Raw genomic sequence first — 13,773 nt, 5'->3', positions numbered from 1 at the left:
CTTAGTCGATGTACCGCAGACCAGCTTGTTGAAGTGGCTCACGCATCTTGTACATGTCCAAACCCAGCACGCCCGAGGCCAACTTGGCACGTTTTTCGCCCTCAAAGCTTTCGCGTTTTTGAGCTGCTTCCAGGGTTTGCAGGGCACGGGCGGCGGGCACACACACCACACCATCATCATCGGCCACGATCACGTCACCGGGCGTCACGATCATGCCCGCGCACACCACCGGGATGTTCACTGAGCCGATGGTGGCCTTGATGCAGCCCTTGCTGCTGATGGCTTTGCTCCACACCGGGAAGTTCATTTTTTGCAGCTCTTTCACATCGCGCACACCAGCGTCGATGATCAAAGCACGGGCACCTCGGGCTTGGAATGACGTGGCCAGCAAGTCCCCGAAATAACCATCCGTGCAATCGGCGGTGATGGCCGCGACCACGATGTCGCCAGGCTGAATTTGTTCAGCCACCACATGCATCATCCAGTTGTCACCGGGGTGCAGCAGCACAGTGACTGCGGTGCCCGACACCTGCGCACCAGGATAGATGGGGCGCATGTAAGGCTTCATGAGGCCGACGCGGCCCATGGCTTCGTGCACCGTGGCCGAGCCAAGTGCGCGCAGGCCGTCTGCAGCTGCGCGGTCCGCGCGGGTGATGTTGCGGTAAACAACGCCGAGTTCGTACATGGTTTTCTCCTGAATTTCTTGAAGTGACTTACAGGCCTTTGGCCTTGATCTGGTCGTCCAAGCGCTTGAACACACGGCGGGCGTTGCCTTCGTAGACCATGTAACGCTCTTGGTCGTTCAGGTTGGCCGTGGCTTGCACATAGCGCTTGGTGTCATCAAAGTAGTGACCAGTTTCGGGGTCGATGCCACGCACCGCGCCGATCATTTCGGACGCAAACAAGATGTTCTTGACCGGGATCACCTTGGTCAGCAGGTCAATGCCGGGCTGGTGGTACACGCAGGTGTCAAAGAAGATGTTGTTCAGCAGGTGCTCGGACAGCAAAGGCTTTTTCAGCTCTTGCGCCAAACCCCGGAAACGGCCCCAGTGGTAAGGCACCGCGCCGCCGCCGTGCGGGATCAAAAACTTCAGCGTTGGGAAGTCCTTGAACAGGTCTGAGGTCAGGCACTGCATGAAGGCGGTGGTGTCGGCGTTCAAGTAGTGCGCGCCGGTGGTGTGAAAGCAGCTGTTGCAGCTGGTGCTCACATGGATCATCGCGGGGATGTCGTACTCCACCATCTTTTCGTAAATGGGGTACCAAGCCTTGTCGCTCAAAGGCGGCGAAGTCCAGTGACCGCCCGAGGGATCGGGGTTCAGGTTGATGCCGACGTTGCCGTATTGCTCGACACACTTGACCAGCTCGGGAATGCAGGTGGCCGGATCCACGCCGGGCGACTGGGGCAACATGGCCGCGGGCACGAAGTGGTCAGGAAAGAGTTGCGCCACGCGGAAGCACAGTTCGTTGCAAATCGCAGCCCAGGTGGACGACACGTTGAAGTCACCAATGTGGTGGGCCATGAAGCTGGCGCGGGGGCTGAAGATGGTGATGTCCGAGCCGCGCTCTTTCATCTTGGCCAGCTGGTTGGTCTCAATGGTCTCGCGCAGCTCGTCGTCGCTGATTTTCAGCTCGGAGACTTTGGGCATGGACGCGGGGTCCTTGATGCCGGCGATCTGGCGATTGCGCCACTCTTCCAGCGCTTTGGGGGCGGTGGTGTAGTGGCCGTGCACATCGATGATCAAAGGCTGGGATTGGCTCATGGGATTTCCTGAAGGGACGAATGACGAATCTTGATTGTGCAGGCTCACCCGCGGGTCACACAGCCTCGGGGCCATCTACCAGCTAGAACAAATTTGCATAACCGATCGATGGGTATGACAAAATAAGCACAACAGAAAACTGGGTATGGACCTCAAACAGCTCGAATACTTTGTGCGCGTGGCCGAACTGGGCAGCTTCACCCGTGCGGCCCAAGCCCTGAACATCGCCCAACCGGCGCTCAGCCGTCAGGTGCGCCTGCTCGAAGTCGAGCTGCGACAAAACCTGCTGGTGCGCAACGGGCGCGGTGCCACCCCCACGCAGGCCGGGCTGCTGCTGCTGGAGCACGGCCGGGGCATCCTGCACCAAGTGGAGCGGGCGCGGGAAGAACTGGGCCGGGTGCGCACCGGCCTGACGGGACGCGTGGCTTTAGGCCTGCCACCCAGTGTGGCGCGAGTGCTGACGGTGCCTTTGACCCGCGCGTTCCGCCTCAAGATGCCCGATGCACAGCTGTCCATCAGTGAAGGTCTGTCGAGCGCGATGCAGGAAAACCTGCAAAACGGCCGCCTGGACATCGCCGTCCTCTACAACCCCAGCCAAGTGGCTGGCATCGAACACACCCCGCTGGGGCAAGAAGAATTGCTGCTGGTGCAGCCGCGACCACCGGGCCTGCAAGAAGACCCTCCACCGTCCGCCATCAGCCTGCAAGAGGTCGCCGCCCTGCCCTTGGTGATTCCCACCCGACCCAACGCGATCCGCATGCATGTGGAGTCTGAAATGGCCGCGATCGGCTCACGCCCCCTCATTGCGCTGGAGATCGACGGCGTGAGCGCCATCCTGGACCTGGTGGCCGACGGTGCAGGCTACGCCATCTTGCCGCGCAACGCCGTCATGCGCTCGGTGCGGCCATCGGCGTTTTCGGTGCGGCCCCTGAAACAACCAGCCCTGTACATCCAACTGACCACCGCCATCAGCGCACAACGCCCCAGCACCCTCACCCAGCAAGCCGCACTGGCCCTGCTGACCGAAATGGCTGCGCAGTGGCTCAGTCCGCCTTGAGGTCAGCGCCCATCACACAGGCTGAAGCTTGAGCAACCACAACAAGGCACTGAGTGTGAAAAACGACAACACCGTGGTCACCAACAAGGCCGCAGCGCTCACCGTGCCGTGGCCGTGGCGCTGGTTCAGAATTGTGTAGATACCGAGCATGGGCATGGCCCCCGTCAGCAAGGCCGCAGCACGCAAAGCCGGATCTTCAATGGGCACCAGCCACACCAGCACGGCCCACATGGCCAGCGGGTGCAGCACCAGCTTGCCCAGCGCAATCGGCAGCACGGTGGCCTGCAGCCCCTGCGCCTGCAGGCCCACCAAAGAGCCGCCAATCACAAAAAGCGCCAGCACCGCACTGGACTGGGCAAACAAATCGATGGTGCGCCCCACAGGTGCCGGCATGTGCAGACCCGACAGAGAAAACACAAAACCAGCCACCACGCCCCAAATCATGGGGTTGCGGAGCACGTTTTTCACCGTCTGCAGCAACACGTTTTTCCACTGCCCGGGCCGACCCTGCGCATCGGCAATCGCCAACAGCAAGGGGAGCAGCAAGAAGTTTTCGACCACCATGTTCAGCGCCAGCGCAACGCCGGCCACAGGACCGAACGACAACAAAATGATGGGGTAACCCACAAAACCGCTGTTCGGACAAGACATGCCCATGGCCATCATGCTGCTGTAGCTCAGGCCCTGACCCAACACCCGGCGCGCCCACCACAGGCCCAAAACAATCATCACCAAAGAGCCCAAGGCATAGGCCAGCAAATAGTTCAGATTCAGGATCTCTGCCACGCTGCGCTGCGACAGCGCGTTGAACAGCAGCGCAGGCAAAGCCAGCTGCAGAGTAAAACGCCCAAACACCTGCATCTCGGCCTTGGCAAAAAGGCCAAGGCGCGTGCACGCATAGCCCAAGGCAATGACGAGGTAAATCGGGACGGTAATGCCCAAAATTTCGAGCATGACGCGCTCAAGGATTCAAAGCGGAAAACACCAACAGATCAGTGGGTGCTTTACAGGTCCAGCACCAGCCGAGCCGTCTGGCTGCGCGAGCAGCAGATCAGCATCTGCGTGTTGGTCGCTTGCTCTTCGGGTGTGAGGAACATGTCCCAGTGGTCTGGCGTGCCCGCGATCACCTGCGTCAGGCAGGTGCCGCACACGCCTTGTGAGCAGGAAAACGGCACTTCATGTCCCGCGTCCTGCAGCGCGCTCAAGATGCTTTGCTCTTTGCCCACCTTCAAGGTCTGGCCACTTTTTTGCAAGTGAACTTCGAAGCTGCCGTCGGCATTGATGGGGGTTTGGGTCAAGTCTGTGGTGCTCATGCGGTGATCTCGGTAGAGTTTTCTTGTGCTAACAGACGGTCAATGATGCGGCGCGACTGCACGCCGCCCGAATCGATGTTGAGCATCAAGAGTTTGCGGTCTGGCCATTGGCTGATGTTGGCTTGCTGCAGCTGCAGCATCTCCATGTCTTCGTTGAAGATGCCGCCCTGCCCGGTGCGGATTTTGTCCGTGATCGCTTCATCGTCAGGCTTGAACTGCCGCGCCATGCCCCAGTGGTACCAGTGCGAGGTCTCGGTCTCGGGTGTGATGAAGTCCACCACCACGCTATACGCCTTGTGCTCGGGGGCTGCGTCAAAGCCGCCTTTGCCCGCTAAAGCCACCCCCACGTCGATCATGACGTGGCTGGGTGGCGTGAAGCGGCAGATCTGCCAGCGATCGACCTTGGCCTGTGGGTCCAGGCCGTTGGCGCTCATGGCCATTTGCCAGAACGGCGGGGCCTGAATGCCTTGCATGTGACGCTGCAAGATGACTTGGTCGCCTTCGACTTTGGTCTCACAAGGCGTCTCGTCGATCTCGGGCTGGCCAATACTGTTGGCATGCACATAGGTCTCGTGCGTCAGGTCCATCAGGTTGTCGATCATCAGGCGGTAATCTGCCTTGACGTGGTAGAGCCCGCCGCCATAAGCCCAGGCCGGGTTGTCGAAGAACTCAAACACCGGCATCTGCGATTCATCGGCCTTGGATGGGTCGCCGGGCCAAACCCAGACGAAGCCATAACGCTCGACCACGGCAAAGGCTTTGATGGCAGGAAAGCCGCGCACGCGCTGGCCAGGCATCTGCACCGTTTTGCCATCCACCCCCATTTCAAGGCCGTGGTAGCCGCATTGCAAATGGCCTTTGCAGACCTTGCCCAGCGACAAGGGTGCACCACGGTGCGGGCAGAAGTCTTCAACCGCCGCGACCTTGCCGTCCGGGCCTTTGAAGAAGGCCATTTTTTCGTTGCAAATGGTGCGGCCCAGCGGCTTATCGCCCAAAGCGTTCAGATCGGCCAGCGTACAGGCCACATACCAGGTGTTTTTGATGAACATCTTGTCCTTCCTATTCAATTCAAAGCTTACGGGCCACGCCCAGCAGGCTATCCAGCAATTCGGGAGTTTGGCGCAGCGTGTCGGCATCACTGGCGTGCACCACGTTGCCGTGGTCCAGCACCACGGCGCGGTGGCTGATCTTCAAAATCGCTTGCGGGTGCTGCTCCACGATGATGGCCGACAGACCCTCTTCGCGGGTGACGCGGGCAATGGCGCGCAGCAGTTCTTCCACAATGATGGGAGCCAGACCTTCTAGTGGTTCGTCCAGCAAGAGCAAGCGCGGGTTGAGCACCAGCGCCCGGCCCACGGCCAGCATCTGTTGCTCGCCACCCGACAGCTGTATGCCCAAGTTGGTCTTGCGCTCAGCCAGACGCGGAAACATCTCGTACACACGCTCGGGCGTCCAAGCGCGGCTGCCCCGCGTGTTGCGACCGGGCCGCTCCACCGCCGTCAGGTTTTCGTGCACCGTGAGCGATTTGAAAATGTTGCGCTCTTGCGGCACCCAACCTATACCTGCGGCTGCGCGCTCATGCGAGGGCAAGCTGTGCAGCGGCTGGCCGCCCAAAAAGACTTGGCCGCCATGTTGGCGTGTGGCCCCAGCCAGCGTGTCCATGAGAGTGGTTTTGCCGGTGCCGTTGCGGCCCAACAGCGCCAAGGTTTCGCCCTCGCCCAGCGTGAAGCTGATGCCGTTCAAAACCACGGCTTCGCCGTAACCGGCGCTCAGGTTTTCAACCTTCAACAATTCAGTCATGGGCCACCTCCTCGCCATGTCCGAGGTACACCGCCCTGACCTGCGGATCGGCCGCAATCGCTTCGGGTGTGCCCTCGGTCAGCACCGCGCCATTGACCAGCACGGTGATGCGGTCGGCAAATTCGAACACCAGATCCATGTCGTGCTCGATCAACAACACGGACACTTCGGCGGGCAGCGCCGCCACGGTCTGCAAGAGTTCTTCGCGCTCGCCCGCAGGCACACCGGCCACTGGTTCGTCGAGCAGCAGCACCTTGGGCTCGCAAGCCAGCGCAATCGCCATCTCCAACAAACGTCGTTTGCCATAAGCCAGATGCTCGGTGCGCTGGTGCATGACTTCGGTCAAGCGAAACAGCTCCAGCAATTGCTCGCAGCGCGCCACCACGGCAGCGTCTTGCCCCAGCTTTTGCCACCAGCGCCCGCCCAGACCGCGCTGCTGCGAAACCACCATGGCCAGCGTTTGCAGCGGCGTCATGCTGGCAAACAGTTGGTTGATCTGGAAAGTCCGCACCAAGCCGCGCCGCACACGCTGGTGCGGGGCCAACTGGCTGATGTCAACGCCAAGCAATTCGATGCGACCCGAAGTGGGCGGCAGCACCCCAGTGAACAAATTGATGAGCGTGGTTTTGCCCGCGCCATTGGGGCCGATCAGCGCGTGGCGTGCGCCCAAGCGCAATTCAAGATCGACGTTGTCGGTGGCGGTGATGCCGCCGAATTGTTTAACCACGCCTTGGGCCTTCAACACAACGGGCTGATTCATGGCCGCTTGATTCATTGGGCACTGCCTTTCTGATCCGCCGCACGACCAAACCAGAGCCAAGGCCGAATCAAACGCTCCCGCCCGACCATCACCAGTACCACCAAAAACAACCCAATCCAGAACGTCCAGTACTGCGGCGTGATGCCCGCGATCACGTCGTGCATGAGCTTGAAAACCACCGCACCGACCACGCCGCCATAGAGCCAGCCCACACCACCAATGACCAGCATCAGCATCACGTCGGCCGAGCGCTCCAGCGCAAACACGTCGAGCGAGGCAAAGCCGGTGGTCTGCGCCATCAAAGCGCCTGCAGCCCCTGCCAAAGCCGCGGCCACGGTGTAGACCACGGCCAGGCGGTTGTGCACCGGAATGCCAATGGCCATGGCGCGCAGCGGGTTGTCGCGCACCGCCATGAGCGTCGCGCCCCAGGGGGAATGGACCCAGCGCCTGGCCAAGGCAAACAAAATCAACAGCACGGTGAGTGAATACCAAGCCGCCGTTTGCCCATACAGATCGAACTCAAATCGGCCCAGTACCGGACCCATCATCACGCCCTGCAAACCGTCCGAGCCGCCCGTCAGCCAGTCCAGCTTGTTGGCCAGCTCCATCAAAATCAGCGCCATGCCCAGCGTGACCATCAGGCGCGTCAAGTCGGTGCCGCGCAAGATGGTGAGCGAACACAAAGCGCCCAGCAGCGTGGCGCAGCCCATGCCAAACAGCAGGCCCACCAGCGGGTCGGGCATCACATGCTTGGCAAACAAGGCCGAGGCGTAAGCGCCCAAGCCTAAAAACGCCGCATGCCCCAGCGACACGATGCCGGTGTAGCCCAGCACCAAGTCCAGCGACACGGCGAACAAGGCGACGATGGCCACTTCGTTGACGATCAGCGCATGGCCTGGAAATGCGAAAGGCATGATAAATGCGAGCAGCCAAACCAGCGGCTCCCAGCCGCGCAGGCGGGCGGAGGACAAAAGTTGTTGACGAGCGCCCATATCAACGACCTCCCTTGCGCACAAACAGCCCTTGCGGACGCCAGATCAAAATCGCGATCATGAGTGAATACACAATGAAAGACCCGAGCTTGGGCATGTAGTACTTGCCCGCCACATCGGCAATGCCCAAAAGCAGCGCCGCCCAAAGCGGCCCAGTGATGGACGATGTACCGCCCACAGCCACTACGATCAAAAAGTACACCATGAACTTGAGCGGGAAAGTCGGGTCCAGGCCCAGCACTTCAGCGCCCAGCGCCCCTCCCAAACCGGCCAGACCCGAGCCCATTGCAAAGGTGGCGGCAAAAATCAGGTTCACTCGGATACCCAAGCCGGCAGCCACACGCGCATCGTCCACACTGGCGCGCAAGCGGCTGCCAAAGCGGGTTTTGGCCAGCACAAACTGCAGGCCCACCGTGAGCGCCGCACACACGGCGATGATGAAGAGGCGATAGTGGCCCATGCCCAATTCAAAAACTTCGCCCGCCCACAACTCGGTTCGACCCCGCAACCATTCAGGCAGCTGCATGATCTGCTGCTGCGAACCCATGAAGTAATCGATGCTCGACACCGACATGAAGGCCAGGCCAATCGAAAACAGCACCTGGTCCAGGTGAGGTTTCTTGTACATGTGGCGGTACAGCGTGCGCTCCATCACCGCACCCAGCAAGGCCGTGGCGGCAAAGGCCAAAGGCAGGCACAAGAGAAATGGCACCTGAAAGCGCTGCATCAGAACCACCGTCAAATAGCCCCCGGCCATGGCAAACGCGCCGTGCGCCAGGTTGATGAAGTTCATCAAGCCCATGGTCACGGACAGGCCTACGGCCAATATAAAAAGCAGCATGCCGTAAGCAACGCCGTCGAAGAGGATGGTCAACATGTGATGGATGCAGAGGGTTGGTTGCAGGAGCGCACAGGGTGCGCCCCTGCAAGGGGCACGACTTACTTAGCCTTGCCCGGGTCTTTCACGTCCTTGATCGTGGCGAATTCCTGGTTGTAGAGCTGGCCACCCACCTTCTCCACTTTGCGAATGTAGATGTTGTGCACCACGTCACGGGTTTGCGCGTCGATGAACATCGGGCCACGGGGGCTTTCAAACACCTGGCCCTTCATGGCATTGAGCAAAGCCTCGCCGCTTGCACCCTTGCTGGCCTTGGCCGCTTCGTAGATCACGCGCATGCCGTCATAGCCGCCCACCGCCATGAAGTTGGGGCGCAAGCCGTTGTTGGCTTTTTCAAAGGCGGCCACAAACTTTTTGTTCAAGGGCGAGTTGTGCGAAGCAGAATAATGGTGCGAAGTGACCACGCCATTGGCCGCGTCGCCCATGCTGTTCAAGATGTCGTCGTCGGTGATGTCACCCGTGCCGATCAGCTTAATGCCGGCCTTGTCCAGGCCGCGCTCGGAAAACTGCTTCATCAGCGCAGCGCCTGCGCCTGAGGGCACAAACACATAAACAGCGTCGGGTTTCAGGTCACGCACTTTTTGCAAAAACGGCGCAAAGTCAGGATTGCGCATCGGCACACGCAAGGTGTCCAAAACCTGGCCACCGTTGAACAACAAACGGTCTTTGAAGAACTTCTCGGCATCGATGCCCGGACCGTAATCGGCCACCAGCGTCACCACTTTCTTGATGCCATTGTTGGGTGCCCAGTCGGCAATGGCAACCGCTGCCTGGGGCAGCGTGAAGCTGGTGCGCACAATGAAGGGCGACGCCTGTGTGATGCTTGAGGTGGCTGCGGCCATCACCACCATCGGTGTTTTGGACTGCGTGGCAATCGGGGCGGTCGCAAAGGCCAAAGGGGTCAAACCAAAGCCCGCGAGCACGCTGACTTTTTCATTGACCACCATCTCTTGGGCCAAGCGCTTGGTCACATCGGCGGCGCTGGTGTCGTCTTTCACGATCAGCTCCACTTTTTTACCCGCCACCATGTAGCCGTTTTGGGCCATGTACAAGCGCGCGGCGGCTTCGATCTGTTTGCCGGTAGAGGCGAACGGACCGGTCATGGGCAAGATCAAACCGATCTTGAATTTGTCCTGCGCCATGGCCGTGGAAGCGGTCAAAGCCAGGGTGGCGCAAGCGATGGCGCTCAACAATTGACGTTTTTGCATGCTCTGTCTCCTCGTTAAAAATATGAAATCAGGAAGGTCTGATGAGTTGCACACCGGGCGTGCCCGATGCGGCGGGGTCGCGCAAGGCGACCTGCATGTTTTGCCGCGCAATGCGCGAGTGCTCACGCATCAGGGCCTCGGCACGGCCCGCTTCGCGCCGCTCGATGGCGTCCAGCACCTGCCGATGCTGGTGCTGCGCCACCACCAAGGTGTCGCGGGCGTGGGCGTCGTTCACATGCACGCCCACAAAGCCTGAGGCCGATGCAAAGGGCAAGCTCGATGCGCGTTCGATCTCGCGGGCCAGCACAGCGCTGTCGGCCATCTCAGACAACTGCTTGTGGAACTGGCCGTTCAAATCTACATAGGCCGAAAAAGTGTCGTCGTTGAGGGCTGACGCTTGCAGCACGGCATCGATCTGGTCCAGGCAGGCGCGCGCTTGGCTGATCAAAGCGGCGCGCACACCGCGCTCGGCCGCCAAGCGTGCGGCCAAACCTTCGAGCGTGCCGCGCAGCTCGATCGCGTCGGCCACTTCGCGCTCAGAGAAAGTGCGCACCGCATAACCGCCACCGGTCAAAGGCTCCAGCAAACCTTCTTGTTTGAGGTGCATGAGCGCGGCGCGGATGGGTGTGCGCGACATGCCCAGGCGCTCCACCAGCGCCAACTCGGCAATTCGGGCACCCGAGGGCAATTCGCCCGCCAAAATCCACTCGCGCAGGCGCTGCTGGGCCTTGACGGCTTGCGAGCCGCCTGCTTCAGCGAAATCGGAATCGGCAGCGCGAACGGTTGATGTGTTCATGAAAGTGGGGGCAGACGATTGACGGATTAAACCACCGAGACCGATCAGGCTGTATACAAAGAACCCTCTAAACTCTGTTTTTTGCTCAACATTTAAGCAATTCAGGCTTTTTCTGTATCCAACGCGACAAACCAAGCCACACAGCGACAATCTCCGGACTGAAGAAAAAGAACACCATGGATTTGCAATATCTGGAATTCGACTGCAGCGAAGACACCAATGGCGTGGTCTGTTGGGACGCTCTGGCACAGCCTGCTGCCAGCCACACGGCAGCCTTGTTGCGCGAAGTGACGCAGCTGCTGGGCTGGGCCGGCCGCTTCAGCGCGCAAGGCCCCGGCCCGATGGACGATGGGGCGGACTGGGACTTTGACCTGCAAGTTCAACTGCACCACCCCAACAGCCCGCACAGCACGCCCACCCAAGCCCACTGGCTTGCTGCACAACAAACGCTGGACATCCAGCCCTCACCTGGCCCAGATGATCGCGTGGAGTTGAGCCTGAGCCTGAGCGGCACTCCGGCTTTTACGCAAGCATTTCGCGAACAATTTGACCTGTGATGCACAGCCCTCCCATGCCCACCCCTCTTCCACATATCGCCCCGGTGAGCTTCAAGGAAGCTCTGCGCTTTTGGTTCTGGCTGGGCTGCGTGAGCTTTGGCGGCCCGGCAGGCCAGATCGCACTGATGCACGAAGAGCTGGTGGTGCGTCGCCGCTGGATTTCTGAAAAGCGCTACCTGCACGCGCTGCATTACTGCATGCTGCTGCCAGGCCCTGAGGCGCAGCAACTGGCCACCTACACAGGTTGGCTGATGCACGGAACACGCGGCGGCTTGGCAGCAGGTGCCCTGTTTGTGCTGCCCTCCTTGCTGCTGCTGATCGCGTTAAGTTGGGCCTACACCGCCTGGGGCAACCACCCTTGGGGGCAGGCTTTACTCTGGGGACTCAAACCAGCCGTGACCGCCTTGGTATTGCAAGCGGCACACCGCATGGCCACACGAACCCTCAAGGCACGCTGGCTGTGGTGGCTGGCGGCTTTGTCCTTTGTCGGCACACTTTGGGGCCTGCCTTTTGTGCTGATCATTGCGGCCTCGGCCGCCGTGGGTTTCTACGTGACGCGTCAGCGCCCAGATGCACCCGACATGGCCCATGCCAGCCCCATGGTGGACCCCCAACCCACCTTGTTGGCCAACCCGCCAGCTTCTGATGCTGCAGCGTGGCTCGATGACACCTCACCTCAACCCGCACACACCCACCACAGTTCGAAGCGGCTGCTTCGCGCGCTGGCCTTGGGCGTGGGGATTTGGACGCTGAGCTTGGGACTGATCGCTGTGGCATTCGGACTGCATCACACACTCACGCACATGGGGGGCTTCTTCACGCAAGCGGCCTTGCTGACTTTTGGGGGCGCCTATGCGGTGCTGCCTTTTGTGACTCAGGCAGCTGTGCAATACGGTTGGCTCACGGCGGCCCAAATGATGGATGGCCTGGCCCTGGGTGAAAGCACACCCGGGCCGCTGATCATGGTCGTGGCCTTCGTGGGCTTTTTGGGTGGGCACAGCCAAGCTCTGCTGGGAGATCCTTTGCTAGGGGGCGTCGTGGCCGCATGCGTGGTGACCTGGTTCACCTTCCTGCCTTCCTTCGTGTTCATTTTGGCAGGCGGACCACTGGTGGAGTCCACCCGACACATGCCTTCACTCAAAGGGCCCCTGCAAGGCATCACCGCCGCCGTGATCGGCGTCATCTTGCACCTGGCAGGTGTTTTCGCGCGTCAGACCTGGCTGCCCGGGGGCTGGCACATGCTGCCCGATCTGAGTGCGGTGGCGCTGACATTCCTTGCCATCTGGGCCTTGGTCTGGAAGGGTTTCAGCGTGGTGCGTGTGTTGTGCGGCTGCGTATTGTTGGGTCTGCTGCGGCACGTCCTGTTGTGATGCGGCACAACAAGCCATGGATTGCGCTTTAAGTGCTAGACCCTGGCTTGACAGCCTGAGACAATGCGCACCTTGACTTCGGATTTTTTCATGGCCTCCAACACCTCCTCCGCGTCCTCGGCATTCGCCCCCCTCCAAAACGACACCTTCCTTCGCGCCTGCCTGCGCCAAGCCACCGACCACACCCCCGTCTGGCTCATGCGCCAGGCCGGCCGCTATTTGCCCGAGTACTGCGCCACCCGCGCCAAAGCCGGCAGCTTCATGGGTTTGGCCACCAACGTGGACTACGCCACCGAAGTCACGCTCCAGCCACTGGACCGTTACCCGCTGGATGCGTCCATCCTCTTCAGTGACATCCTCACCGTGCCCGATGCGATGGGCCTGGACTTGTCGTTTGCCCAGGGCGAAGGCCCCCGCTTTGCCAAGAACGTGCGCGACGAAGCCGCCGTGGCCGAGCTGGCCGTGCCCGACATGAACAAGTTGCGCTATGTGTTCGATGCCGTCACCTCGATCCGCAAGGCGCTGAACGGCCGTGTGCCCTTGATCGGCTTTTCCGGCAGCCCTTGGACGCTGGCTTGTTACATGGTCGAGGGCGCAGGCTCTGACGACTACCGCCACGTCAAGACCCTGATGTACAGCCGCCCCGACCTGATGCACCGCATTCTGAAAATCAACGCCGACGCGGTGGCGCTGTACCTGAACACCCAAATCGAAGCCGGTGCCCAAGCGGCCATGATTTTTGACAGTTGGGGCGGCGTGCTGGCCGATGGGGCTTTCCAGCAGTTCAGCCTGGCCTACACGGCCCGCGTGCTGAGCCAGCTCAAAACCGAACACAACGGCCAGCGCATCCCCAGCATCGTCTTCACCAAAGGTGGCGGTCTGTGGTTGCCTGAGATGGCAGGCCTGAACTGCGACGTGTTGGGCCTGGACTGGACCATGAACCTGGGCCGCGCACGCGCCCTGGTGGGCGGCCAAGTCGGCGGCCCCGGCAAAGCGCTGCAGGGCAACATCGACCCGAACATCTTGTTTGCGCCCCCCGCGCAGATCGCGACCGAAGTGCACCGGGTGCTGGACAGCTTTGGCACGCCGCACACCGACAAAACCCAAACTGGCCCCACGCACATCTTCAACTTGGGCCACGGCATCAGCCAATACACCCCGCCCGAGCATGTGACGGCGCTGGTGGAGGCGGTGCACAGCCACTCGCGCAAATTGCGACAAGCTTGAGTGAATGGGCAAGTCGGTGGCTTCAGCCCCGACAT

Annotated in this window: 15 protein-coding genes; 4 read left to right on the top strand and 11 right to left on the bottom strand. The window is 60.9% G+C overall.

From position 1 onward, the window contains the following. Position 1 precedes the first annotated feature (1 nt). Together ligK and ACZ5SR_RS06490 are read right to left on the bottom strand one after the other, a co-directional pair. Complete coding sequence (gene ligK / locus ACZ5SR_RS06495; RefSeq protein ID WP_464450742.1) at positions 2-685, bottom strand: 4-carboxy-4-hydroxy-2-oxoadipate aldolase/oxaloacetate decarboxylase; 684 nt, start codon at positions 683-685, stop codon at positions 2-4. 28 nt (positions 686-713) lie between these two features. After that, positions 714-1,742 carry an amidohydrolase family protein gene (locus ACZ5SR_RS06490; RefSeq protein ID WP_464451024.1) on the bottom strand — a complete coding sequence of 343 codons (1,029 nt, stop codon included), beginning with the start codon at positions 1,740-1,742 and terminating at the stop codon, positions 714-716. A 163-nt stretch (positions 1,743-1,905) separates the two neighbouring features. Here ACZ5SR_RS06490 and ACZ5SR_RS06485 point away from each other — a divergent pair, with 163 nt between their 5' ends. After that, positions 1,906-2,817: a LysR substrate-binding domain-containing protein gene (locus tag ACZ5SR_RS06485; RefSeq protein WP_464450741.1), complete on the top strand. Its 912-nt coding sequence runs from the start codon at positions 1,906-1,908 to the stop codon at positions 2,815-2,817. Positions 2,818-2,829: 12 nt separating this feature from the next. Here ACZ5SR_RS06485 and ACZ5SR_RS06480 read toward each other — a convergent pair whose 3' ends face one another. The 9 genes from ACZ5SR_RS06480 to ACZ5SR_RS06440 all read right to left on the bottom strand — a co-directional run bounded on the left by ACZ5SR_RS06480 (position 2,830) and on the right by ACZ5SR_RS06440 (position 10,584). Then, on the bottom strand, positions 2,830-3,771 hold the full coding sequence (locus tag ACZ5SR_RS06480; RefSeq protein ID WP_464450740.1) for an AEC family transporter: 942 nt from the start codon (positions 3,769-3,771) through the stop codon (positions 2,830-2,832). Between the two features lie 50 nt (positions 3,772-3,821). Further along, entirely contained in the window at positions 3,822-4,130 is a 309-nt protein-coding gene (locus tag ACZ5SR_RS06475; protein WP_464450739.1) for a 2Fe-2S iron-sulfur cluster-binding protein, read from the bottom strand. Further along, the gene (locus ACZ5SR_RS06470) at positions 4,127-5,179 is read right to left on the bottom strand and encodes a Rieske 2Fe-2S domain-containing protein (protein WP_464450738.1); all 1,053 of its coding nucleotides are present in this window, start codon (positions 5,177-5,179) and stop codon (positions 4,127-4,129) included. Before ACZ5SR_RS06470 ends, ACZ5SR_RS06475 begins: the two co-directional genes overlap by 4 nt. Positions 5,180-5,198: 19 nt before the next feature. After that, positions 5,199-5,930: an ABC transporter ATP-binding protein gene (locus ACZ5SR_RS06465; RefSeq protein ID WP_464450737.1), complete on the bottom strand. Its 732-nt coding sequence runs from the start codon at positions 5,928-5,930 to the stop codon at positions 5,199-5,201. Continuing rightward, positions 5,923-6,690, bottom strand: a complete 768-nt coding sequence (locus ACZ5SR_RS06460; RefSeq protein WP_464450736.1) for an ABC transporter ATP-binding protein — start codon at positions 6,688-6,690, stop codon at positions 5,923-5,925. Before ACZ5SR_RS06460 ends, ACZ5SR_RS06465 begins: the two co-directional genes overlap by 8 nt. An 11-nt stretch (positions 6,691-6,701) precedes the next feature. Beyond that, positions 6,702-7,682, bottom strand: a complete 981-nt coding sequence (locus tag ACZ5SR_RS06455; protein ID WP_464450735.1) for a branched-chain amino acid ABC transporter permease — start codon at positions 7,680-7,682, stop codon at positions 6,702-6,704. 1 nt (position 7,683) lies between these two features. After that, entirely contained in the window at positions 7,684-8,559 is an 876-nt protein-coding gene (locus tag ACZ5SR_RS06450; protein WP_464450734.1) for a branched-chain amino acid ABC transporter permease, read from the bottom strand. 62 nt (positions 8,560-8,621) lie between these two features. Next, positions 8,622-9,788, bottom strand: coding sequence for an ABC transporter substrate-binding protein (locus ACZ5SR_RS06445; RefSeq protein WP_464450733.1), 1,167 nt, complete (start codon positions 9,786-9,788; stop codon positions 8,622-8,624). A 28-nt stretch (positions 9,789-9,816) separates the two neighbouring features. Next, the gene (locus tag ACZ5SR_RS06440; RefSeq protein WP_464450732.1) at positions 9,817-10,584 is read right to left on the bottom strand and encodes a GntR family transcriptional regulator; all 768 of its coding nucleotides are present in this window, start codon (positions 10,582-10,584) and stop codon (positions 9,817-9,819) included. Positions 10,585-10,760: 176 nt separating this feature from the next. On the opposite strand from ACZ5SR_RS06440, the gene ACZ5SR_RS06435 reads away from it, so the two are divergent. From ACZ5SR_RS06435 to hemE, 3 genes are all read left to right on the top strand, one after another. Beyond that, positions 10,761-11,141: a hypothetical protein gene (locus tag ACZ5SR_RS06435; RefSeq protein WP_464450731.1), complete on the top strand. Its 381-nt coding sequence runs from the start codon at positions 10,761-10,763 to the stop codon at positions 11,139-11,141. A 14-nt stretch (positions 11,142-11,155) separates the two neighbouring features. After that, positions 11,156-12,511 (top strand): chromate efflux transporter, encoded by a 1,356-nt coding sequence (gene chrA, locus ACZ5SR_RS06430; RefSeq protein ID WP_464450730.1) that lies wholly within the window; start codon positions 11,156-11,158, stop codon positions 12,509-12,511. A 90-nt stretch (positions 12,512-12,601) separates the two neighbouring features. Continuing rightward, positions 12,602-13,738: a uroporphyrinogen decarboxylase gene (hemE, locus tag ACZ5SR_RS06425; protein WP_464450729.1), complete on the top strand. Its 1,137-nt coding sequence runs from the start codon at positions 12,602-12,604 to the stop codon at positions 13,736-13,738. Positions 13,739-13,773: the final 35 nt, after the last annotated feature.

This window comes from Limnohabitans sp. TEGF002 (assembly GCF_055395845.1).
This window is presented reverse-complemented; position numbering and strand designations above follow the sequence as displayed.

Bases quoted from the DNA above. Each gene is read 5' to 3' on its own strand.
- ACZ5SR_RS06450 (WP_464450734.1), bottom strand. From the start codon at position 8,559: ATGTTGACCATCCTCTTCGACGGCGTTGCTTACGGCATGCTGCTTTTT.
- ACZ5SR_RS06440 (WP_464450732.1), bottom strand. From the start codon at position 10,584: ATGAACACATCAACCGTTCGCGCTGCCGATTCCGATTTCGCTGAAGCA.
- chrA (WP_464450730.1), top strand. From the start codon at position 11,156: ATGCCCACCCCTCTTCCACATATCGCCCCGGTGAGCTTCAAGGAAGCT.
- ACZ5SR_RS06480 (WP_464450740.1), bottom strand. From the start codon at position 3,771: ATGCTCGAAATTTTGGGCATTACCGTCCCGATTTACCTCGTCATTGCC.
- ACZ5SR_RS06470 (WP_464450738.1), bottom strand. From the start codon at position 5,179: ATGTTCATCAAAAACACCTGGTATGTGGCCTGTACGCTGGCCGATCTG.
- ACZ5SR_RS06465 (WP_464450737.1), bottom strand. From the start codon at position 5,930: ATGACTGAATTGTTGAAGGTTGAAAACCTGAGCGCCGGTTACGGCGAA.
- ligK (WP_464450742.1), bottom strand. From the start codon at position 685: ATGTACGAACTCGGCGTTGTTTACCGCAACATCACCCGCGCGGACCGC.
- ACZ5SR_RS06475 (WP_464450739.1), bottom strand. From the start codon at position 4,130: ATGAGCACCACAGACTTGACCCAAACCCCCATCAATGCCGACGGCAGC.
- ACZ5SR_RS06455 (WP_464450735.1), bottom strand. From the start codon at position 7,682: ATGGGCGCTCGTCAACAACTTTTGTCCTCCGCCCGCCTGCGCGGCTGG.
- ACZ5SR_RS06445 (WP_464450733.1), bottom strand. From the start codon at position 9,788: ATGCAAAAACGTCAATTGTTGAGCGCCATCGCTTGCGCCACCCTGGCT.
- ACZ5SR_RS06485 (WP_464450741.1), top strand. From the start codon at position 1,906: ATGGACCTCAAACAGCTCGAATACTTTGTGCGCGTGGCCGAACTGGGC.
- ACZ5SR_RS06435 (WP_464450731.1), top strand. From the start codon at position 10,761: ATGGATTTGCAATATCTGGAATTCGACTGCAGCGAAGACACCAATGGC.
- hemE (WP_464450729.1), top strand. From the start codon at position 12,602: ATGGCCTCCAACACCTCCTCCGCGTCCTCGGCATTCGCCCCCCTCCAA.
- ACZ5SR_RS06460 (WP_464450736.1), bottom strand. From the start codon at position 6,690: ATGAATCAGCCCGTTGTGTTGAAGGCCCAAGGCGTGGTTAAACAATTC.